Annotated in this window: 18 protein-coding genes, 4 tRNA genes and 1 pseudogene; 16 read left to right on the top strand and 7 right to left on the bottom strand. The window is 59.5% G+C overall.

The annotated features are described in order from the left end of the window. Window positions 1-13 precede the first annotated feature (13 nt). A complete protein-coding gene (gene gltX, locus ACN28Q_RS19470) occupies window positions 14-1,429 on the bottom strand; it encodes a glutamate--tRNA ligase (RefSeq protein WP_095847852.1) in 1,416 nt (471 codons plus the stop codon). 48 nt (window positions 1,430-1,477) lie between these two features. Between gltX and ACN28Q_RS19465 the strand changes: the two genes are divergently transcribed. The 12 genes and pseudogenes from ACN28Q_RS19465 to ACN28Q_RS19410 all read left to right on the top strand — a co-directional run. Further along, window positions 1,478-1,660 carry a hypothetical protein gene (locus tag ACN28Q_RS19465; RefSeq protein ID WP_095847851.1) on the top strand — a complete coding sequence of 61 codons (183 nt, stop codon included), beginning with the start codon at window positions 1,478-1,480 and terminating at the stop codon, window positions 1,658-1,660. A 62-nt stretch (window positions 1,661-1,722) separates the two neighbouring features. Beyond that, window positions 1,723-1,798 (top strand) — tRNA-Val (locus tag ACN28Q_RS19460). Window positions 1,799-1,820: 22 nt separating this feature from the next. After that, window positions 1,821-1,896 (top strand) — tRNA-Val (locus ACN28Q_RS19455). Window positions 1,897-1,929: 33 nt separating this feature from the next. Beyond that, a tRNA-Val gene (locus ACN28Q_RS19450) sits at window positions 1,930-2,005 on the top strand. A 7-nt stretch (window positions 2,006-2,012) separates the two neighbouring features. Next, a tRNA-Lys gene (locus tag ACN28Q_RS19445) sits at window positions 2,013-2,088 on the top strand. Between the two features lie 377 nt (window positions 2,089-2,465). Beyond that, window positions 2,466-3,815 carry a CobW family GTP-binding protein gene (locus ACN28Q_RS19440; RefSeq protein ID WP_095847850.1) on the top strand — a complete coding sequence of 450 codons (1,350 nt, stop codon included), beginning with the start codon at window positions 2,466-2,468 and terminating at the stop codon, window positions 3,813-3,815. After that, window positions 3,803-4,906, top strand: coding sequence for a WD40 repeat domain-containing protein (locus ACN28Q_RS19435; protein WP_095847849.1), 1,104 nt, complete (start codon window positions 3,803-3,805; stop codon window positions 4,904-4,906). The genes ACN28Q_RS19440 and ACN28Q_RS19435 overlap by 13 nt, the downstream gene beginning before the upstream one ends. Further along, window positions 4,884-5,711: an ABC transporter ATP-binding protein gene (locus tag ACN28Q_RS19430; RefSeq protein ID WP_095847848.1), complete on the top strand. Its 828-nt coding sequence runs from the start codon at window positions 4,884-4,886 to the stop codon at window positions 5,709-5,711. Before ACN28Q_RS19435 ends, ACN28Q_RS19430 begins: the two co-directional genes overlap by 23 nt. Window positions 5,712-5,732: 21 nt before the next feature. Next, window positions 5,733-6,689, top strand: coding sequence for an ABC transporter substrate-binding protein (locus ACN28Q_RS19425; RefSeq protein ID WP_095847847.1), 957 nt, complete (start codon window positions 5,733-5,735; stop codon window positions 6,687-6,689). Next, the gene (locus tag ACN28Q_RS19420; protein ID WP_095847846.1) at window positions 6,689-7,693 is read left to right on the top strand and encodes a FecCD family ABC transporter permease; all 1,005 of its coding nucleotides are present in this window, start codon (window positions 6,689-6,691) and stop codon (window positions 7,691-7,693) included. The genes ACN28Q_RS19425 and ACN28Q_RS19420 overlap by 1 nt, the downstream gene beginning before the upstream one ends. A gap of 91 nt (window positions 7,694-7,784) precedes the next feature. Next, window positions 7,785-8,009 (top strand): type II toxin-antitoxin system CcdA family antitoxin, encoded by a 225-nt coding sequence (locus tag ACN28Q_RS19415; RefSeq protein WP_095847845.1) that lies wholly within the window; start codon window positions 7,785-7,787, stop codon window positions 8,007-8,009. A gap of 2 nt (window positions 8,010-8,011) precedes the next feature. Then, window positions 8,012-8,158, top strand: a pseudogene (locus tag ACN28Q_RS19410) (CcdB family protein); the annotation flags it as partial. A 65-nt stretch (window positions 8,159-8,223) separates the two neighbouring features. Here the strand turns inward: ACN28Q_RS19410 and dhbA are convergent. Genes dhbA through ACN28Q_RS19390 form a run of 4 tightly spaced genes read right to left on the bottom strand, consistent with a single transcriptional unit; the run spans window position 8,224 to window position 12,681 of the window. Then, entirely contained in the window at window positions 8,224-8,979 is a 756-nt protein-coding gene (gene dhbA, locus ACN28Q_RS19405; protein ID WP_183096678.1) for a 2,3-dihydro-2,3-dihydroxybenzoate dehydrogenase, read from the bottom strand. Next, window positions 8,979-9,833 (bottom strand): isochorismatase, encoded by an 855-nt coding sequence (locus ACN28Q_RS19400; RefSeq protein WP_095847844.1) that lies wholly within the window; start codon window positions 9,831-9,833, stop codon window positions 8,979-8,981. Before ACN28Q_RS19400 ends, dhbA begins: the two co-directional genes overlap by 1 nt. 2 nt (window positions 9,834-9,835) lie before the next feature. Then, on the bottom strand, window positions 9,836-11,464 hold the full coding sequence (locus ACN28Q_RS19395) for a (2,3-dihydroxybenzoyl)adenylate synthase (protein ID WP_095847843.1): 1,629 nt from the start codon (window positions 11,462-11,464) through the stop codon (window positions 9,836-9,838). Window positions 11,465-11,469: 5 nt separating this feature from the next. Further along, complete coding sequence (locus ACN28Q_RS19390; RefSeq protein WP_095847842.1) at window positions 11,470-12,681, bottom strand: isochorismate synthase; 1,212 nt, start codon at window positions 12,679-12,681, stop codon at window positions 11,470-11,472. 345 nt (window positions 12,682-13,026) lie between these two features. Here ACN28Q_RS19390 and fepB point away from each other — a divergent pair, with 345 nt between their 5' ends. After that, window positions 13,027-13,986 (top strand): Fe2+-enterobactin ABC transporter substrate-binding protein, encoded by a 960-nt coding sequence (fepB, locus tag ACN28Q_RS19385; RefSeq protein WP_095847841.1) that lies wholly within the window; start codon window positions 13,027-13,029, stop codon window positions 13,984-13,986. Here fepB and entS read toward each other — a convergent pair. After that, window positions 13,973-15,241, bottom strand: coding sequence for an enterobactin transporter EntS (gene entS / locus ACN28Q_RS19380; RefSeq protein WP_095849105.1), 1,269 nt, complete (start codon window positions 15,239-15,241; stop codon window positions 13,973-13,975). The genes fepB and entS overlap by 14 nt on opposite strands. Window positions 15,242-15,387: 146 nt before the next feature. Here entS and fepD point away from each other — a divergent pair, with 146 nt between their 5' ends. The 3 genes from fepD to ACN28Q_RS19365 are packed head-to-tail and all read left to right on the top strand — an operon-like array spanning window position 15,388 to window position 18,289. Continuing rightward, on the top strand, window positions 15,388-16,467 hold the full coding sequence (gene fepD, locus ACN28Q_RS19375; protein ID WP_095847840.1) for a Fe(3+)-siderophore ABC transporter permease: 1,080 nt from the start codon (window positions 15,388-15,390) through the stop codon (window positions 16,465-16,467). Beyond that, on the top strand, window positions 16,467-17,492 hold the full coding sequence (gene fepG / locus ACN28Q_RS19370; RefSeq protein ID WP_095847839.1) for an iron-enterobactin ABC transporter permease: 1,026 nt from the start codon (window positions 16,467-16,469) through the stop codon (window positions 17,490-17,492). The genes fepD and fepG overlap by 1 nt, the downstream gene beginning before the upstream one ends. Then, window positions 17,489-18,289, top strand: coding sequence for an ATP-binding cassette domain-containing protein (locus ACN28Q_RS19365; RefSeq protein WP_095847838.1), 801 nt, complete (start codon window positions 17,489-17,491; stop codon window positions 18,287-18,289). The genes fepG and ACN28Q_RS19365 overlap by 4 nt, the downstream gene beginning before the upstream one ends. A gap of 60 nt (window positions 18,290-18,349) precedes the next feature. Here the strand turns inward: ACN28Q_RS19365 and ACN28Q_RS19360 are convergent, their stop codons facing one another. Continuing rightward, window positions 18,350-22,246, bottom strand: a complete 3,897-nt coding sequence (locus tag ACN28Q_RS19360) for an enterobactin synthase subunit F (protein ID WP_413541192.1) — start codon at window positions 22,244-22,246, stop codon at window positions 18,350-18,352. Window positions 22,247-22,303 lie beyond the last annotated feature (57 nt).

Genomic DNA, 22,303 nt, shown 5'->3' with positions numbered 1-22,303 from the left:
CAACCACTGGCTATCAGGCTTGCGCTTCGCGCGCCGCTATAAAGGCCAGTGCCAGGTCAATACGCTGTAGTGAACGCGCCTGGCCAACGGCATGCACGGTCACGTCCACGCCCGGCGACTGGCCTGCGCCGGTTACCGCTACGCGCAGCGGCATGCCGACCTTGCCCATCCCCACGCCCAGCTCATCGGCGGTGCCCTGAATGGCGTTATGCACGTTCTCCGGCGACCAATCGGCGATCGCCGCCAGCTTGGCGCGCACCACTTCCAGCGGTTGGAGCGCAACCGGGCGCAGGTGTTTCTTCGCCGCATCGGCGTCGAATTCAGTGAAATCCTGATAGAAATAAACGCAGGAAGCGGCCATTTCCTTCAGGGTTTTACAACGTTCGCCCAGCAGCTTGACGATATCCTTCAGCTCCGGACCATTGCGGGTGTCGATCCCCAGTTGCTCAACGTGCCACGCCAGGTGCACGGCAACCTGTTCCGCCGGCAGGTGGTTAATGTAGTGGTGGTTCAGCCACTGCAGCTTTTCCGTATTGAAAGCGCTGGCTGATTTGCTGATGGCTTCCAGCGTGAAAAACGCTTTCATTTCTTCAATAGAGAAAATTTCCTGATCGCCGTAGGACCAGCCCAGGCGAACCAGATAGTTCAGCAGCGCCTCCGGCAGGTAGCCGTCGTCACGGTACTGCATCACCCCAACCGCGCCGTGGCGCTTGGAGAGCTTTTTACCGTCGTCACCCAGGATCATGGAAACGTGGGCGTATTCCGGCACCGGCGCGCCCAGCGCTTTCAGGATGTTGATCTGGCGCGGGGTGTTGTTGATATGGTCTTCGCCGCGGATCACATGGGTGATTTCCATATCCCAGTCGTCCACCACCACACAGAAGTTATAGGTTGGCGAACCGTCGGTGCGGCGGATGATCAGATCGTCCAGCTCCTGGTTGCTGAATTCGATCGGGCCACGGATTTTGTCGTTAAAGATAACCGAGCCTTCCTGCGGGTTACGGAAGCGCACCACATGCGGCTCATCAGCGTTGTGAGTGCACTGGCCGTCGCGGCAGCGGCCGTCGTAACGCGGCTTTTCGCCGTTGGCCATCTGCTGCTCGCGCAGCGCTTCCAGCCGCTCTTTAGAGCAGTAGCAGCGGTAGGCCGTGCCCTGCTCCAGCATTTGATCGATCACCGAGTTATAACGATCGAAGCGTTTGGTCTGGTAATACGGGCCTTCGTCCCAATCCAGGTTCAACCAGTTCATGCCATCCATAATCGCATCGATGGCATCCTGGGTTGAGCGCTCCAGATCGGTATCTTCAATGCGCAGCACAAACTCGCCACCCGCGTGGCGGCTGTATAACCAGGAGTAAAGCGCGGTACGGGCGCCACCGACGTGCAGGTAGCCGGTTGGGCTAGGTGCAAAACGGGTTTTGATTTTCATTGGGATCACTTGCCTTATTACGCAATGCGCGCCGACGGATGCCGACACATGCTCGGAATTGAAAAAAGTGGGCAACATTGTACCACCACGGGGCAATTCCTCAACGCCGACGCAAGGTTGCCCGCCGGAATTTCATCTAAATTCCGGCGTGATTACGCCGTTAAAGTGCAAATAATCGGCGCCGCCGGCGATAAAGTTCGCAGCCTGTCTAAATTTGCGGCGAACGGTTGAAATCATTTTAAAAAGCGTTGACTCACATTGAACTATCCCTATAATGCGACTCCAACAAGACGGGGCGATTAGCTCAGTTGGTAGAGCATCTCCTTTACACGGAGGGGGTCGGCGGTTCGAGCCCGTCATCGCCCACCATCTTGTTAAGCATTGAGTATGAGGGTGATTAGCTCAGTTGGTAGAGCATCTCCTTTACACGGAGGGGGTCGGCGGTTCGAGCCCGTCATCACCCACCATCATAACTCATGCAAACCCGGAAGCCCTGAAGTGGGTGATTAGCTCAGTTGGTAGAGCATCTCCTTTACACGGAGGGGGTCGGCGGTTCGAGCCCGTCATCACCCACCACTTCTGCGGGTCGTTAGCTCAGTTGGTAGAGCAGTTGACTTTTAATCAATTGGTCGCAGGTTCGAATCCTGCACGACCCACCAATGTAAAAAAGCGCCCTAAAGGCGCTTTTTTGCTATGCGCTGAACCCAACGTTCGAACTACGGAGCCACCTGCGGCGATAGCCCGAAGGGCGAGCAACGCGCATTATCCAGCACCCCCCCCCCATTCATCTTCCAGGGATACCTTAGGAATCCGGGGAAGTAAGGAAACCGTATCACTGGCAACAGGATACGGTTTTTTTTTCGTCTGTATGCGCCCTTCCCTGCGCTGGGGAAGCCCCCCAGATTACCGGACGAAGCAAAGAAAATAGCCTTGTTGCCCCCCTTTTCTCTGGTCTAAAGCATACAGATTAGCTTGATCGCTATTCGTTATGTTATAACATATCAAAATCAAGTGAAAAGGATAAGGAAGGCGGAGTATGAACACAGATAATCGTATTCCCGTTACCGTTCTGACCGGTTTTCTGGGATCAGGTAAAACTACGTTGCTGAACCATATTCTCAGCCAGCAGCACGGCTTACGTGTGGCCGTGATAGAGAATGAGTTTGGTGAAATCGGTATCGACGATGCGCTGGTCATCAATGCCGATGAAGAAGTTTTCGAGATGAACAATGGTTGCATCTGCTGCACGGTGCGGGGCGATCTGATCCGTATCCTGAACCGACTGATGCGACGCCGCGATAAGTTTGACCGTATCCTGATAGAAACCACCGGGATGGCAAACCCCGGGCCCGTTTCACAGACCTTTTTCATTGATGATGAAATCAGCGCCGCCCTGCGTCTTGACGGCATTATCACGGTGGTGGATGCCAGACATGCCGGGTTACATCTGGACGACAGCAGCGAACTTCGTGAGCAGATTGCCTTTGCCGATGTACTCCTGCTGAACAAGGCCGATCTGGTCACGCCCGCTGAACTCGACGAGCTGGAGACGCGCCTGCGCGGCATGAATGCTCTGGCGCGTCTCCATCGCACCGTTAATGCAGATGTGGATATCCCAACGGTTCTGGACATCGGTGGGTTTGATTTGCAGCGTGTATTGCAGGAGCGCCCGCAGTTCCTGGATCCAGAATATCCTTTCGAGTGGGCAGGTGTCTGGCATCTGCCGCCAGGCGAGGCCGAACTGCATTATGCCACTGGCCCTGATCCGTTGATTGGCGCCCTGTTCACTGCCGTACCAGGCCGTGATGAGGAGGCCTTTACGCAGCTTATCGAGCAGGCGGATAAGGCATTTGCCCGTAGCAGCCTACGGGATGAAGTGGATGAAGCACTGGCGCCATCGCACCGGGTGGTTTCGCTGCAGGTGCCGGAAACCGGCACTCAGACGATCAAACTGACGCTCCCCGAAGAGGGGGACTATGCACTGGTGACCGAACACCTGCCTGACGAATTTGATCTCGCACTGTACCGCAATGGCGTGGCGCAAAAGCCTGTCATATCCCGTGCTTTCAGCGCAGCACATAGCCATGACGAGGAAGTCACGTCCGTCGGTATTACCGTGGAAGGCGCGCTGTCGGAATATAAATTAAACAACTGGTTACGTTTGCTGTTGTCATCGCAGGGGCAGGACATCTTCCGTTCCAAGGGGATCCTGAATCTGGCAGGGAAAAACCAGCGGGTGGTTTTCCAGGGGGTGCATATGCTGATGGATGTCGACGTTGATCGTGACTGGAAAGCCGGTGAACCGCGGCGTAGCGAGCTGGTCTTTATCGGCCGCAATCTAGACCGCCAGATGCTAATTCGTGGGGTGCAGGCATGTCGGGCATGACAGGTAGCGCGGACCCCCGACAACAGTTAGTTCCAGTGTGGATTGCTCACGAACATGACTATATCAACCTGTTAGTTTGGTCACCGACGGGGCGGCTCATGGCCTGTGCCAGCGCAGACGGTGGAGTTGCGGTGTACTCCGGCGATGACGGGCGTTTGCTATGGCGGCATTCGGCACATGGATTAGGTACGACGGCACTGGCCTGGTCGCCGGACGGGCAGAGACTGGCCAGCGGAGGCCAGGACGACCATATCGTGATATGGGAGCCGGTGACCGGAGAGCCATCGGGATGCTGGCAAGCGGGCCGCGGCTGGGTGGAAAAACTGGCATGGTCATCTGATGGTGTGCTAGCCAGCATCGCCGGTAAGGAACTCAAACTGTGGAATGAACGGGGCTCGCTGCAACAGGCGTTTGAACCCGTGGGCAGTACGCTGACAGGGCTTGAATGGATGCCGGATGGCAGCCTGCTGACATCATGTTACGGTCAGGTCAGCCACTGGCATCCAGGCAAAGCAGAGCCTGTGCGGAATTATTTCTGGAAGGGATCACTACTCAGTCTGGCCGCCAGTCCGGATGGTGTGTGGATAGCCGCGGGCAGCCAGGAAGGTATCGTGCAGTTATGGGCAAAATCCGCCGAAAAATCGTGCCAGATGAGTGGCTACAACGCAAAGGTTCGCCATCTCTGCTGGAGCCATGATGGTCAGTTGTTTGCGACCAGTGGTGGCGAGGAGATACTGATCTGGGATTGCAGTGGTCAGGGGCCAGAAGGCACAGAGCCCGACTACCTGCCGGTACATCAGGGAACGATAACGGCGCTTTCATTCAGCCCCGTCAGCAAATGGATTGCCAGCGGTGCGGAGGACGGTAGCCTGTTTCTTTATGATGCGGCAAGCCGTCGGCAGTTGGCGATTCTGGTGGAAAACGAAGCAGTAAGCGCCCTGTGCTGGCATCCAGAGGGGGAATATCTGACTGCAGGTTATGCCGACGGAACGGTCAAATTGCTGCAGTTGGCCGGTCACCGTGGAGAAAAGATCAATGGAGTGAATACGGAAATCAAGAAGGAACAATGTGAAGCGCAACACCTTAAATAGCCTGATAGCCAAAGATGATTTGGCTACTGCGGAAAGTGTTCTCAGCGTCAATATCCAGTCTCTGGCGCGGCCTGGTGGCGGGGAGTTGCTTTCAGCCATTCGTTTTGAGGCCAGAGCCGGAGAATGTATGGCCGTTATCGGGCCTAACGGCAGCGGTAAAACCTCTTTACTGCGGGCGATCAGTCAGGAACTAACATCCCTGAAAGGCGAAATTCGGCTGCTGGGCCGTTCTCTGTCTGCGTTGTCCCGCCAGCAGCGGGCCAGACAGATTGCTGTCCTGGCGCAAAATGATATGCCCGATATGCGGCTGACCCTTGAGGACTATGTGGCACTCGGGCGTATTCCTCATGCGCGGGATGTACCGCGCAGTGTGCATGATGCGATTGTAACCCGGGCCATTAAAGAAACCGGATTGCAGCGGTTATGCAGGCGGTCACTGTCGGCGCTTTCCGGTGGCGAAAGACAACGGGCGGCGCTGGCACGGGTACTGGCCCAGACACCAAACCTGGTGTTACTTGATGAACCCACCAATCATCTTGATCCCCCTGGGCGGGTGGAACTGCTTTCTCTGGTGAAAAGTAAGGGGATCACGGTAGTGGCGGTACTGCACGATCTGTCACTGACGGAATCCTTTGCTGACCGGGTACTTCTCTTGTCGCAGGGACGGTCAGTGATCTATGACACCCCGGAACGGGTACTGGTATCCGAATATCTTTATCCCGTCTTTGGGTTGACCAGTTTTACCGTAGCGCATCCCGGCACAGGGAAAGCGTTGCGTATTTTTGAAGTGCCGCACTGCGCGTAAATTAATTTCTAAGAGCCCATGATGAAAAAACTGCTTGTTAGCTTGATGGCGGTGATGTCAGTTTCAGTCGCCAGTGCTGCTGATTTTCCTGTCACTATTGAAAGTTGTGGAACGCCGGTAACGTTCACTGCCCCCCCGAAAAGGGCCATTATTAACGATCTCAATCTGTCAGAAATGGCGTTCGCGCTGCATTTGCAGGATCGTATCGTCGGGCTGACCGGGATCAGTGGCTGGTACAAGATGACGCCAGAATTTAAACAGGCGATGGGCACAATCCCGGAACTGGCGCCGAAGTATCCCACCCTGGAAACATTACTGGCGGCAGAGCCTGACTTCTTTTTTGCCGGCTGGAATTACGGTATGAAAGTGGGCGGTGAAGTGACGCCAGACACACTCAGCAAATATGGCATCAGGACATTTGTGCTGAGTGAGAGCTGCGTGTTCACCGCGGCACACAAACATAAAGCCACGATGGATCTGCTGTATAACGATGTACTGACGCTGGGCAAGATTTTTGGCAAACGAGATGAAGCACAGGCACTGGTGAATGGCTGGAAAAGGACGCTGAGCGAACTCCCCAAACCGGCGCAAGGAACACGTCCGTTAAACGTCTTTGTCTATGATTCAGGCGAGGACAAGCCATTTACCAGCGGCAAATATGCGATGCCCACGGCCATTATTGAAGCTGCAGGTGGTAAAAATGCAATGGAGGCGCTGGATACCAGTTGGGGAACCACCTCCTGGGAAAATGTGGCTGCGGCTGAACCGGATTTCATCATCCTGCTGGATTATCAGACTGGCAGTGGCGCGGATGCGCTGCGCCGCTTCCTGGAAAATCATCCGTTAATGAAACTGACACCGGCGGTACAGCATCAGCGTTACCTGAAACTACAGTATGCCGAACTGACGCCGGGGCCGGCCAACGTTAACGCCGTGGAAAAACTAGCGCGGGCAATGTATCCGCTGGCGGCAAAGTAATGTCTGCGTTGTCTCGTTATCACTGGGCGATGTGGAGTGCAATAGTGGTATTGCTGGGGCTGATGTTGCTCAGTATTGCCACCGGTACGGTATCACTGCCGCTGATGCAGGTGCTGGGGGCGCTAAGGCTGGCGGACGTGCCGGTGTCTGACATGGTCAGCAGGATTGTGACGGATTTACGTGTGCCGAGGACGCTACTTGCGGTGCTGACTGGGGCGGGGCTGGCGATGGTGGGTGCGTTGTTACAGACCACCACCCGTAATGATCTGGCCGACCCTTTTTTGTTTGGGCTGTCATCCGGCGCGTCAGCGGGGGCGGTACTGGTGATCACCCGCTTTGGCGATCGGCTCGGTGCATTAACGCTTCCCGTATCGGCATTTGTTGGTGGTGTCTGTTCCGCCATCGCAGTGATGTTGCTGTTTCATTTTAAAAAGCAACGTGGGGCAGAGCATCTGGTTCTCTGCGGGCTTGCCATCTCTTTTTTGTTCGGGGCGCTGACCAGCTATCTCATTTTTTCCGGCGATCAGCGGGCGGCCAGCGCCGTGTTGTTCTGGTCGCTGGGTGGTCTGGGGTTAGCCACCTGGGATAATCTGCCCTTCGCCATGTTCAGCCTGGTTCTGCTGAACGCCTTTGTCCTGTTGCGGTGGCGTTCGCTGGATGGTGTGCTGGCCGGAGAACAAACCGCGCTGTCGCTGGGGATTAACGTCAGCCGCCTGCGAATGGAGATTTTTCTCTGTTGCGCGCTGGCAACGTCTTTTCTGGTGGCGTTAACCGGTGTGATTGGTTTCGTCGGCCTTATGGTGCCTCATGTGTGTCGGCATTTTTCGGGCGTTAAACATCTGCTGTTGCTGCCACTGTGCGGCGTATGGGGCGCGGTTCTGCTGTGTGGCGGAGACATTGTCAGCCGGACGCTCCTGGCTCCGCAGGAACTGCCCATCGGCATTATCACAGCAGGCATTGGCGGTCTGTTTGTCATTACCCTCCTCGCCAGATCCCCGTCATGAGAATGGGCCTACTATTAGGCTCCGCTTTTGGTGTTATGCTCTGTGCATTGTGTCGTGTTATTTACACGTATCTCATCACAGGCGATGAACGATGACAGCTAAAGAACGAAACACGCAGAGCGTGACAATGGCGGTGGAGCGAACCTTGCTTGCCCGGGCGCGTGAAGCTGGCATTAACCTGAGTGCCACCCTGGCTGTTGAGCTTCGCCAGCATGAAGCGAAAAAATGGCAAGAACAGAACATGGAAGCAATCGAAGCATTAAATCGTTTTCATGATGAACAGGGTTGTTTCAGCGATGAATACAGGACGTTTTAACAATGCAATTCACTGTATATGGTAATACTGGGAAAAGCGTCATTTACCCTCTATTGCTCAATGTCACGAGCGATATTATTGGGCAGTTAAACCGTCGGATAGTGATCCCTTTATTGCCTGTTGAAAAGTTTCCGGGAGGGCGCCGCCCGTTTGCAAAACATCGCTGAAAATGCACCGGATTTATCGTACCCCAGATCCGGCGCACCTGTTTTAATCAGGCAGCGAGCGTCGCCCCGCCGTCAATCACGATATCCTGCATGGTGATATGGCTGGCGAGATCAGAAGCCAAAAACAAGATCGCCTCGGTAACCTCACGCGGCTGGGCTATTTTGCCCAGCGGGATCCCCAGCTTGAACTGTTCGGGGAAGCCGTTAATGGTCTTCTGCTCGCCGCTTTCGTCCTGCCACATCCCCCGCTGCATCGGCGTATTGGTCGAACCGGGCGAAACAATATTACTGCGCACGCCATACGGCGCCATCTCCAGCCCAACGGTCTGGCACAGGCTGCGTAACGCCGCTTTGGATGCGCAATAAGCCGCCATGCCCACGCGCGGCACGTGCGCCGCATTGGACGCAATGCTGACAATGGCGCCGCGCCGCTGGCGGCGGAACACCGGCAGCGTATGGCGGAACAGGTTGAACGCGCCGCCGGCATTAACCGCCAGGCACGCCAGCCAATCCTCGCTGCTGGTTTCATCCGTCAGCCCCATGCGCAAAATGCCCGCGCCGTTGACCAGTACGTCCAGCCCATCATGTTCGGCCAGCAAACGGGCACACGTGCAATCAACCGCCGCCGCATCGGCAATGTCCAACAGCTCGGTGCGGAACGGGTAATCGTCATCGCCGAAATGGCGATCAAAGCCGATAACTTGCGCCCCGGCCTTCACAAACGCACGCGCGGTATCCAGACCGATGCCGGCGCCGGCGCCGGTCACCCAAACGCGTTTACCGCTGAAATCCCACTGGCTCATCAGGCGTTCCCCCCAGACAGTAATGCCCACCAGGCGTCGATGGTCGGATTTTTCGCCAGGGCGACAAAATCGATATCGCTGCGGATTTTGCGCCAGCGGGTTGCCAGTTCCATAATGCGCACCGAATCCAAACCGTAATCGATCAGGTTCTCATCGTTACCCATCTCTTCGCTGTCCTCATCAAGCAGCGGCAGGATCTGTTGGCGCAGCGCATCTTTGCTGGCGATGCCGGGCAACAGTTCGGCGGTGGTCACCACCCGGCCGCAGCGGCCGGCGGCATAGCGCAGCGCCATCAGATGCTCGTCACGTGAAAAGTCAGCCAATGCGTCCGCCACCATAAAGGGTTGGATATCGCGCATGAAGGCGTCCAGCGCCGTGGTCAGGCAGCCGATATGGGCATAAACACCGCAGATAATCAGCTGATCGCGGCCGGATTCCCGCAGGATCGCTTCCAACGGCGAGCGCTGAAAGGCGCTGTAGCGCCACTTGGTCAACACGGTGTCATCATCCTGCGGCGCCAGCGCCGCCACCACCGCCTGCTGATCCGGATGATCGTTCAGGCCCGGCCCCCACATATCGTTAAGCAACGCGCGATCCGCATCAGACTGCTGGGTGGGCTGCGCGGTGTAAAACACCGGGATCCCCTGCTGTTTGCAATAACGGCGCAGGTTGGCGATGTTTTCCACCACCTGTTTGATTAACGGGCTGTCTTCCCGCCAAAAGTTCAGGAAATATTGCTGCATATCATGAATCAGCAGCGCAGCTCGTTGCGGCTCAACTACCCAACCCACCTTATTCGCAGGCAATTCTTCCCGCGTCGGCAGTGCATAATCGTCAATTTTAGGAATGGCCATCACTACTCTCCTTGGGCCGTTGGCTGTTGCTGCGCTTCCAGGCTTTGGCGCAGCAGTTTTTTATCCACTTTGCCGACCGGCGTTAGCGGCAGGCTGTCTACCAGCACAATGCGGTCCGGCAACTTAAAATCGGCCACGCCCAGCTCACGCAAATGGCGGCGCAGCACCACCGGCTTCAGGGGCCGGGTAGCAATCACATAGGCACAGCTCTTTTCACCCATCAGGGCATCCGGCATAGACACCAGCGCGGCGTTGATCACATCCGGGTGGCGCAGCAGCAGGTTTTCCACCTCTTCTGCGGCAATCTTTTCCCCACCGCGGTTGATCTGGTCTTTCTGCCGCCCCTGCACCTTGATATAGCCGTCTTCGGTGATACTGATCAGATCGCCGGAGCAGTAAAAGCCGTTTTCGTCAAAGGCGCTGGCGTTGTGCTCCGGGCTTTGGTAATAACCGCGGAAGGTATACGGCCCCCGCGTCATCAGGCGGCCAACGGCCCCCGGCGGCAGCGGGTTGCCCTCATCGTCGGCGACCCACACCTCATCGCCCGGCGACATCGGTTTGCCTTGAGTGGTGAACATATGCGGTTCGTCGTCGTCCAGCAGCGTGTAGTTGACCAGCCCTTCCGCCATGCCGAAGACCTGCTGCAACTGGCAGCCGATCTCGGCGGGAATACGCGCCGCCAGCGTTTCGCTCAGCTTGGCGCCCCCCACCTGCAACAGTTGCAGGCTGGCCAATGCGGCATTGCTGCCCCACTCTTCTATCGCCTGCAGCCACAGCGTCACGGCCGGCGGCACCAGTGCGGTTACGGTGATCCGGTGCTGTTCAATCAGCCGGAAACACTGCGCCGCGTCTGGATCGCTGGCGAACACGGTTAACCCGCCCACGTAAAACACGCCCAGTACGCCCGGCGAGCTCATTGGGTAGTTGTGCGCCACCGGCAACGCGCACAGGAAGCGGGTCTGCGCGTCAAAACCACACACTTCGACGCTGCGGCGAATACTGTAGTAATAGTCGTTGTGGGTTCGGGGGATCAGTTTCGGCGTGCCGGTGCTGCCGCCGGAAAGCTGGAAAAAGGCCACCTGATCGGCGGCGGACGGTGCGGCGACAAAGCCCTGGCTGTCTTCTTCCATCCAGGCGGCAAGCGCGCGCGCATCGCCCTCGGCATGGTGTAACCCCACCACGCGCAATGACAGATGGCGGCTGCAAAAGACCGCCAGCACATCGTCATCGGCAAACAGCGGGTGGCGGCGATCGGCGATCAGCAAGCTGGGGCGAATCTGCGTGGCGTAAGCATCAAGCTCGCTGCGCTGGTGGTTGGGCAGCGCATTAACCGGCACCACGCCAATCTTCAACAGGGCAAAAAACACCACGTAAAACTCAACGTCGTTGCCCAACTGCACCAGAGCGGTATCGCCGGCTTGCACCCCACGGCGCTGCAACGCCGCCGCCAGGTTGGTGGAATACTGCGCCAGTTGGCGGTAGCTTAGGCTGCCACGGGCATCAATCAGCGCCGCCGTGTCATTTTCAGCCTGCCGATCGAGAATGTCGGTCAGCGGCAGATCAAGCCAATAACCGCACTCGCGGTAGCGGCGGGCAAACTCTTCGGGCCAGGGGGTAAAAGCAATGCTCATTATTTTTATCCTTGGTTCAAACCGAATGCACGCAGGATTGTGCTCAGTTTGACACCGGTTTCACGCCATTCGGATTCGGGCAAGGAGTCCTGCACTATGCCTGCGCCGGCAAACAACCTCACCTGCTTGCCATCCACGGTGCCGCAGCGGATGGTGACCACCCATTCACCGTCGCCGTTGGCATCACACCAACCAACGATGCCGCCGAACAGTCCACGGTCAAAGGGTTCCAACTGTTTAATCAGTTCTGCCGCCGCGGCCGTTGGCGTGCCGCACAGCGCAGGCGTTGGGTGCAACAGGCAGGCCAGCGACAGCGCGTTTTCCGTTTTATCCGCCACTTTGCCGTCAATCGGCGTTGACAGGTGCCAGAGCGTCGTGGTGCTGAGCAATTCCGGGGCGGCGGGGATATTCAGAACCTGGCTGCGTGCGGCCAGCATGCGGCGCATGCCTTCGGTCACGATCTGGTGCTCGTAGCGATCTTTTTCCGACGCCATCAGTTGTTGGCGCACCTCGCGATCGCGCTGTGGATCGGCTTCCCGCCGGGTTGAGCCCGCCAACGGGTTCGAGTAGAAGCGATCGCCCTCTTTGCGTAACAGCAATTCCGGGCTGGCCCCCAACAGCGCGCCGGTGGCCAGCGGCACGTGGAAATGAAAGCCGTGCGGGTTCTGGGTAATAATACGCGCCATCAGCGCATGCCGGTCCACCGGGTGGCGGGTTTCAATCTCCAGCAGCCGTGAAAGCACCACCTTATCCAACCGCCCGCTCTTCATTTGTGCCACCGCATCGCTGACCATCTGCATGAACACCGGCTGTGGCGGCACTTCAAGCTGGCTGGCGATTTCCGGCGCGCTGCCGTTGGCCGCTGCGGCAGCGCCAAATGCGCGTTCGCGCTCAAACCAGTGAACGTGTTGCGGCACAAACAAGGCCGAAGGCTGGTGCGTGTCGAAGGGGATAGCGCCACATAACACCGGGTTGCTAACTCCGGCTAACCGCGCTTTGGCGAATGCCTGTTGCACCGCCTGTTGAAATACACCGCCAATCTCTTCACCGCCAAACGCAGGCAAAGCCATCGCAGCCACGCAGCCTTCCGTCCTCAGGCTCCGATAGGGCGAAGAGAAAAAGAAGCCGGAGGCCAGAGGTAAAGATGCCGCCTCTGCACGCTCATCATCCCTGCTAAACGGTTCCCTATGATTGGCACCACTCATGGCTATATCCATCGGTACACCTTTATCCTTTCATCAACGAAAATCACCGATAATAATGATTATCATTTATGTTAATCGCGCGCTAAATTACCTGTCATGATTTATCATGTCAACCAACAGTAACCCCTTCTCTGCGCCTGAATTATCAGGTAAATATTAGGGTTTTCGCCTATTTCCCCGCAATGTTGCGCGATACGGAAAGCTGGCCTTGTAACCGCTCACCCGGGTGGTTTACGCGATCGCATCACCGGGCGGTGGAACAAAAAATCAACACCTATGCAACTTGCCTTTATGGCGGACACATATATTTTTTATCAGTGGTAGATATAACTCTTTAATCTAAAAGGACACATTTCGATGAACAAAATTCTGCTGCTGGCGGCGGCGCTGTTCGGTTTCCTGGCGTTCAACAGCAGCTATGCTGCCGGCCCAGCCTGGCCGCGTACCCTGCAAACCACCCACGGCAGCGTTACGCTGGATCACCCGCCGGCGCGCATCGTTTCCACCAGCGTGACCGTTACCGGCACCCTCTTGGCCATTGACGCGCCGGTGATCGCCAGCGGCGCCGCCACGCCCAATCAGCGCCTGACCGACCCACAGGGCTTTTTCCGCCAGTGGGCGGATATCGCCCGGCAGCGCGGCGTAAAACGCTTGTATATCGGCGAGCCCAACGCCGAAGCCGTTGCCGGTGAAGCGCCCGATCTGATCATCGTAGCCGCCACCGGCGGTGATTCCGCCCTGCCGATCTACGATCAGTTGAAGGCCATTGCCCCGGTGCTGGTCGTCAACTACGACGATAAAAGCTGGCAAGAATTGGCCCAGGAGCTTGGCCAGGCGACCGGGCACGAAGCACAGGCCGCCAACGTGATCGCCGCGTTCGATGCGCAAGAAAACGCGCTAAAACAGCGGATGCAATTGCCGCCCCAGCCGGTTTCCGCGCTGGTGTTCCGCAACGACGGCAAGGCGGCCAACCTGTGGACCGCCGAATCCTCACAGGGGAAACTGTTACAGCAGCTTGGCTTTACCCTGGCAACGTTGCCGCCAAAATTAAGTACCAGCACCAGCATGGGGATGCGCAAGGACATCATCCAACTGGGCGGGGAAAACCTGGCCGCCGGGCTGAATGGTCAAACGCTGATGCTGTTCGCCAACGATGAAAGCGACGCCCAACGCCTGATGGCCAACAGCCTGCTGGCGCATCTGCCGGCGGTACAGAACCAGCGGGTTTACCCACTGGGCAATGATACCTTCCGCCTGGATTATTACAGCGCCAGCAACCTGCTGACGCGGCTGGAAAAGCAGTTTACTTCCCACTGACGGTTAACGGCGACGTTTCCTCCGGCCTGTGCAGGGTAACCTGCCGCAGGCCGGTCATCGTCACTAACAGCAGCACACCCAGCAGCGCCGCCCCCAGGCCGAAACTGGTGGCGGTCATCGCCGGCAGCATAAAGGCCCCCATCGCCCCCAGCAACAGCGCGCCCAGCGCATCGCCCACCACGTTCTGCGCCGTCCACAGGCCGTTAATCCGGCCCAGGAACGCATCCGGCGTCAGGTTCTGAATCAGCCCGTATTGCAGCAACGAATTCACCGCGCTCAGGTAGCCAAATACCACTAGGCACACCAACGCCAGGCTATACCACGGCATCAGGCCGAACAGCGCAATCGCCACAAAGGCACCGATGGCGGTCAGCAGCATCATCCAGCCAGGGCGCGCCACCTGCGCCACTCGCCCGCTGGTAAAAGCGCCCAGCGCCGCGCCGAGCGGCACCGCGGAATACATAAAGCCCAGGTAGGACGCGCCGATATGCCAGCTTTCACCCACGGCGGGATAAATGACGCGCACCGCGCTGGCCATGGTCAGCAACGCCCCGATCAGCGCTACCATGCCAATCACTTTGTTTTGGAATAAGAAGGCAAAACCGCTCACCAGTGCACGTAACGGGTGTTCACGCGGCTGCGGTGGTGGCATCAATTGCGGCAGGCTAAGCAACGGCACCAGCGTCAGCAGGGTGCCCAACGCCGCCAGGCCATAGTTCCAGCTCACCCCGGCGCTGGCGATCACGACGCCGCCCACCGCCGGGGAAAGCACCGAACCAAACCGCACCGTCAGCATACTGATCGCCCCGGCCTGTACGATATTTTCTCGCCCGACCAGCGCAGGAGTGGCCGCCAACAGAGCCGTGACCCCCACAGCGCCGAAAAAACCGTCCCACACGGCGAGCAGGTAGATCACCGCCAGCGAAGGCGATGGCAAGGCGGCGTTAACGCACAGGCCGATAAAGCCAATGCCGCAGGTCGTGCGGGCAAACAGGATCAGGCGGCGGCGCTCATAGCGATCCGCCAGCACGCCGCCCATCAATAGCCCGGTAAACATCCCGCCGCCGGCGAACGTTACCGCAAGCCCCACCAGCAGCGTTGAACCGGTTAATGCCTGAATTTGCACCGGGATGGCGATCGCCATCAGGCCCAGAGCCAAAATAGAAATAAAACGCGCACAGAACACGGCGCGAAAGGCACGGTTAGTTCTCAACAGGCTAAAATCGAGCAAAATAGAGGGTTTATTTTTATTCATTGGTATTTTCACCACAAATTCCAGGTTGTGCGCCGCAATGCCATGACGCGGGCGCTGCAATCATTTGGCGACTCATGCTACCATAGACGGACACAACCAATAATGATAATAACTATCATTGATGTTCAGTTTGATAATGGGATGTCATGTTTCGGCTTACACGCAACAATACCTCTCTTCCACCTCCCCTCGCCGCGGGGTCTTACGGCATGCCCGGTTCTTCCCGTACGTTTCGCCGCCGGTTTTATGGCCTGCTATTGGCCGTTTTGGCGCTGCTGCTGGTGGCGGTGCTCAGCCTGGCGCTGGGCGCAAAATCCATCCCTTTTGATACGGTGATTCAGGCGTTGTCCGGCCAATGCAGCACGGCGGACTGCGTGATCATCACCGAATCCCGGCTGCCGCGGACGTTGGCCGGTATTTTGGCCGGCGTGGCGCTTGGGCTGGCGGGCGCATTAATGCAAACCCTCACCCGTAACCCGCTGGCGGATCCTGGGATCCTCGGCATCAACGCCGGCGCCGGCTTTGCCGTGGTCTTGGGGATCACCTTTTTTGGCGCGGTCAGCGTTGGCCACTACCTCTGGTTCGCCTTTGCCGGCGCGCTGCTGGCCTCCCTGCTGGTGGCGCTGATCGGCGCGCTGGGCGGCAGCACCATCAACCCTATCCGCCTGACGCTGGCCGGCGTGGCGCTGGCCGCGGTGCTGGAAGGGATGACCTCGGGCATTGCGCTGCTCAACCCGCTGGTGTTCGATCAACTGCGTTTCTGGCAGGCCGGTTCGCTGGATATTCAAAATATGCAGGTGGTGCGTGCCGTGGCTCTGCCCATTGTGCTTGGCACCCTGATCACGCTGTGGATGAACAAGGCGCTCAACAGCCTGAGCATGGGCAATGAACTGGCCACCGCCCTCGGCACCGGCATTGTGCGCACCCAATTGCTCGGGCTGCTGGCGATCACGCTGCTGTGCGGCAGCGCCACCGCCGCCGTGGGCCCGATTGCCTTTGTGGGCCTGATGATGCCGCACATCGCGCGCCGCCTGTCCGGTTCGGAGCTACAGTGGATGTTACCGTGGACGCTGGTGCTCACGCCGATTTTACTGCTCAGCGCCGATCTGCTCGGCCGTTTTCTGGTGCCGGGCGAACTGCGCGTTTCCGTCGTCACCGCCCTGCTCGGCTCGCCGATGCTGATTGCGCTGGTGCGCAAACGCCATCTGTTCAGGAGGGGGAGCTAATGTCGATGCTGGCTGCCCGCCTGATGATAACCAAACGCCCATTGCGCGCCTCCAGGCCCCTGCTGACCGCGCTGGTGTTGGCGCTGGCCTGTGTTGCGCTGGCGGTCTATGCGCTCGGCTCCGGCACGCTGGCGCTCAGCGCCGGCCAGGTGATTGACGCGCTGCGCGGCGAGGGCCCAGCCAATCTGCTGGTGATCGTTAACCAGTGGCGGCTGCCGCGCGTCGTCATGGCGCTGGTGCTGGGGGCGGCGCTGGGGCTGAGCGGCGCCATATTCCAGTCACTGCTGCGTAACCCGCTCGGCAGCCCGGACGTGATCGGCTTTAATACCGGCGCGTATACCGGGGTGCTGATCACCGTGGTGCTCTTCAACCAAAACGTGCTTGCCATTACCGGCGGCGCGCTGGCGGGCGGCCTGCTGACCGCCGTGCTGATTTACCTGCTGGCCTGGCGCGACGGCATGGAGGCTTTTCGGCTGATTATCGTCGGGATTGCCGTGCGGGCGTTGCTGGTGGGGGCCAATACCTGGCTCATCATCAGCGCGTCGCTGGAATCGGCCATGACCGCCGGGCTCTGGAGCGCCGGCTCGCTCAACGGCATCACCTGGGCGAAAAGCCTGCCGGTGCTGGCGATCATCGCCCTGTGCTGCCTGCTACTATCGATACTGGCGCGCCGCATGCGCCTGCTGGAAATGGGCGACGATACCGCCTGTGCCTTGGGCGTGCCGGTAGAACGGGCGCGCATGCTGCTGTTGCTGATCGGCGTGTTATTAACCGCGGCGGCGACCGCCGTGGCCGGCCCCATTTCTTTTATTGCGTTAGTCGCGCCGCAGATCGCCCGCCGCCTGTGCAACAACCGCTGCGTGCTGTTGCTGACGACGCTCACCGGCGCCCTGTTGCTGCTGGCCGCCGACGTTACCGCACAGCGGTTGTTTACGCCTTACCAACTGCCGGTGGGCGTGCTGACCGTAAGCCTGGGCGGCATTTACCTGATTTGGCTGTTAATCCGTGAGTCACGAAAAAAATGAGTGCTGATACCCTGTTGCCCGCGCCGCTGCGCGCCGAAAACCTGACGCTGAGCTACGATAAGAAAATCGTGGCGCAAAACCTGTCGGTTTCCATTCCCGAAGGCGAACTCACGGTGATCATTGGCCCCAACGCCTGCGGGAAATCCACGCTGCTGCGCACCCTGAGCCGCCTGATGCAACCGCAACAGGGCGCAGTCTGGCTCAACGGCAAGCTCATCGGCGAATACGCCACCAAAGAAGTCGCCCGCCAGCTTGGCCTGTTGCCGCAAACCTCTATCGCACCGGGTGATATCACGGTGTTTGATCTGGTGGCGCGCGGCCGTTACCCGCACCAGGGGCTGTTCAGCCGCTGGCGCCCGGAAGACCAACAGGCGGTGGAAGAAGCGATGCGCGCCACCGGCGTGGCCGAACTGGCGGAACAGGCGGTGGATACGCTCTCCGGCGGCCAGCGGCAACGGGTGTGGATCGCGATGGTGCTGGCGCAGCAAACGCCGTTGCTGCTGTTGGACGAACCCACCACCTGGCTGGACATTACTTACCAGATCGAGCTGCTGGAGCTGATGCGCCAGCTTAATCGCGACAAAGGCTACACTCTGGTGGTGGTGCTGCACGATCTGAACCATGCCTGCCGCTACGCCACGCACCTGATCGCCATGCGCGGCGGCAAAGTGGTAGCAGAGGGCGCGCCGAAAGACATCGTCACGCCGGCGTTGATTGAAGAGGTCTATGGGCTGCCGTGCGTGATTATTGACGATCCAGTTTCACACACGCCGCTGGTGGTGCCGCTGGGGAAATAACGTCGCTAAAGCAACGGGGGCCATAAAGGCCCCCGTTGTTGTTTAAGCGCCGGATACACCTTACAGCGCCCGCAACACCCGGTTCAATAACGGCCCCAGCACATTAAACGACGCCGGCGACACAATATCCACGTGTGCGCAGTCCAGTTCGTGCACCTGCAGCGCATCCACATAGCGCGCCCAGGTTTGCTGAACGTCCATACCCTCCTGCAAGGTGCGTTTGGCCACAAACAGCGTCGCCGTGCCGTGGAAACGGGCGGTACGGGTGCGGGAAAGCAGCCGCACCGAATCCGCATAGTTGGCCTCAATGTGGTCAAACATCACCGCACGGCCTGCGCCCAACGCCGGATCGAGCGTACCTTCCGACACCGCCAGGAACTGTTCACGTTCGCGCTGCACTTCCTTCAACACGTTGTCATCCAGCATAACGTCCCAGTTTTGGGTTTCCGGCGGGTAGGTATCCAACAGCCCCAGGAACGCCACCCGCTCCCCTCGCGCCTGCAGGCGCGCGGCGATCCCCTGCGCCAGCGTACCGCCCAGCGAATAGCCGATAAAATGGTACGGGCCGTGCGGCTGCACCCGCAGCACGGTGGCCAGATGCGCCTCAACCACCTGATCCATATCTTCGCTGGCCGCCAACGGCCCATCGGGACGCGGCGACTGAATGCCGACCAACGACCAGTGTTGGTCAAGATAGCGCGGCAATACGCTGAACTGCCAGGAAAAACCGGAAGCCGGATGCAGGCAGAACAGGATCGGCCCATCGGTGATCCGCAGCGGCAACACGCTGTCGAAGCCGCTACGCTCGGCCTCTTCCTGCGAACGATCTTCCGCCAGCAGTTGCGCCAGTTGCTCCACCGTCGAGGCCACCATCACCTGCCCCACCGCCACCGCTTTGCCCAGATCGCGGCGCAGTTCCGCCGCCAGGCGCATCGCCAGCAGCGAATGGCCGCCCAGGGCAAAGAAATCATCATCGGCAAAGACCTGTTGACGCTGCAACAAGCGTGCGAACACGGCGGCGATCGCCGTTTCCAGGCCCGGCGCCGGCGGCCGGCCGGCCTTGCGCGCCTGGAGCTGCGGCTGCGGCAACGCCTTGCGATCCAGCTTGCCGTTGGCGCTCAACGGCAGTTCGTCCATTTCGACCAGCGCCACCGGCACCATATGCGGCGGCAAACGCTCAGCCAACGCCGCCCGCAACGCCGCCAGATCCAACCGCACATTCGGCTGCGCCACCAGGTAACCCACCAGTTGGCGGGCATCGCCGGCAGCACCCGCCGGCGCACCCTGCAACACCAGCGCATGCGCCACCGCCTGGCGCACGCCCGGCAGCGACAGCAACGCATGATCGATATCGCTCAGCTCAATACGTTGGCCGCGGATTTTTAACTGATCGTCACTGCGGCCGAGGTATTCCACTTCGCCGCCCGGCAGCCAGCGCGCCACGTCGCCGGTGCGGTACATGCGCCCGCCGTTGCCATACGGATCGGCAACGAAGCGGCTGGCGGTCAGATCCGGCCTGCCAAGATAGCCCTGGGCCAGTTGCACGCCGGTCAGATACAGATCGCCAGCGACACCCGGCGGCACCGGCCGTAGGCGCGCGTCCAAAATACGCAGGCCGGTATTCCACACCGGCAGGCCGATCGGCACGTGACTGCCGGTCACCCGGGCCAGCGATTCGCCATAGGCCGGATACCAGGAAACATCCACCGCCGCTTCCGTCGGGCCATACAGGTTATGCAATGGCACCGCAGTGCGGCTCTGCCATTGGCGGCACAGCTCCGCCGGCAGGGCTTCGCCGCTGCAGAATACCTGCCGCAGCGAGGCGCAGTGGCCCACCGCCTGTTCAGAATCCAGCGCGGCGACAAAAGCCGCCAGCATGGAAGGCACAAAGTGCATGGTCGTGACGCGGTATTTGGCGATCAGGCCTTGCAACTGGTGCGGATCGCGGTGGGCCTCCGGCGGCGCCATCACCAACTGCGCGCCCACCATCAGCGGCCAGAAAAACTCCCACACCGATACGTCAAAACTGCACGGTGTTTTTTGCAGCACCACATCGCCGGCGCCGATGGTGTATTGATGCTGCATCCACAACAGGCGGTTGACGATCGCCTGGTGGCCGACCAATACCCCCTTCGGCCGCCCGGTGGAGCCCGAAGTGAAGATAATATAAGCCGCGTGCTGCGGCGTAGGCCCGGCGATCGTCACGCCGGCTGCGTGATCAACCGGCAGCAGCGCGGCATAAATCAGCATCTCGCCTTTGCCGGCAAACCGCGCCTGCTGCAGCGGATCGGTGACGATCAGGCGCGGGCTGGCGTCTTCCAGCATCATGCTCAGGCGTTCATCCGGGTAGCCGGTATCCAGCGGCAAATAGGCCGCCCCGGTTTCCACAATCGCCATCAGCGCCAATGAAAGGTAGACCGAACGCGGCAACGCCACCGCCACGATGTCGCCTGGGCGCACGCCCTGCGCCACCAGTTGGCGCGCCAGCGCGCGCACTTGTTCGCGCACTTCACGGTAGCTGAGTTGCAACAGCGGATCGGCCAACGCCGGGGCATCCGGGGTTTTCTGCGCCTGCTGTGCCAGCAGGCTGCTGAGGGTTTCGGCCGGCAGCGGGTGGGCGGTATCGTTAACCCGCGCCAACAGCGCATGGTCCTGCACCGTCAGCAGATCGGCCTCGCCAATCGGCAACGCAGGGCGCGCCGCAAACTGGCTGAGCAACAGCGGCAGGCGCTGCAAATGCGCCGCCAGCTCCTGGCGGGAATAACGGTCCGCACTGGCCAGCAGCTCTACCTTCAACGCGCCGTCCTGGCCGATGAACAGCGCGATTTCCAGATCCCGTACCGGCCCGGAAGCCAGATCGTGGGTAACGCCCTCAATGCCGTTAAAGTCGAGCTGGTAATCAAACATTTTAAAATTGAACACCGTGCCGTACAGCGGCTCAGCGTCGCCGACATGGCCCAGATCGCGCTGCACCTGTTCGGCGTCATAGCGCTGGTGCCGGCGCACGCTTTTCAGTTCGCGGCTGATACTTGCCGCGGCTTCACCCAGCGAGGCCTGCGGCTCAAGGTGCATTGCCATCGGCAATACGTTGATCACCGGGCCGGCGGCGCACAGCGCGGCCGAGCCAGTACGGCGCATGAAAATAAACCCTGCGCTGAAACTGGGTTGGCCACTCAGGCGCGATACCCACACGGCCAACAACGCTACCGCCATATCCGCCGCGGTCAGATGCTGCGCCTGGCCGGCCACGGCCAGCGCGGCGAACGCCGTTTTATCACACTGCAAATCCAAACGGTGAATACGCGGCGTGGGCACCGCCCCCGCCAACGGCTGTGGGCTGATGGTGGCCGCCGGCGGCAACTGGCGCGCTTTTTTCAGCCAAAAATCGGCGTCGCGTTGCCGGGCCGGCGATACCTGATAGGCCTGATACTCCGCAACCACCTCGCTAAAGGGAGTAAACGGCGCCGGCGGCAGGGCATCGCCCCGGCACAAATGGCTGTAGATCGCCGCAATGCGGCGGGCAATGGCCGTGAAGCTAAAGCCATCCACCAACATGTGGTGATAACGCTGATACCAATACCAGCGGTCATCGGCAAGCCGCATCAGCACATGGCGATACAGCGGTTTGCCGCTACTGGCGCGCAGATCGCCAGACAGATCAATCTCCATCAACGCCCGTGCGGCCGCCGGCGCGTCAGGTGAAGCGGCCAGATCGACAAACTCTGGTTCAATCAAGGCCTGCGCCGGGTCATAGATCTGTACCGGCACACCGTCACGTTCGCTAAAACGCAACCGCAGCGTATCCACTTCACTCAGCCCCTGCCCGATCGCCGCCAGCAGGCGTTCTTTATCCACAGCTCCCTGCAATTCAATATAGTGTGCAACGGCATAAGCATTGCCGTGCGGGGAAAGCTGATCGGCTACCCAAATACCAGGCTGCGCCGCCACCAACGGCAATTCACCGGCGGCCGCCTGCCCGGCAGGCAAAATAGCGTTTTCTCGCACTACGATCTC

Source organism: Gibbsiella quercinecans (assembly GCF_002291425.1).
Taxonomy (GTDB): domain Bacteria; phylum Pseudomonadota; class Gammaproteobacteria; order Enterobacterales; family Enterobacteriaceae; genus Gibbsiella; species Gibbsiella quercinecans.
The sequence above is the reverse complement of the archived record's forward strand: the minus strand, read 5'-3'. Positions and strand labels throughout refer to the sequence as shown.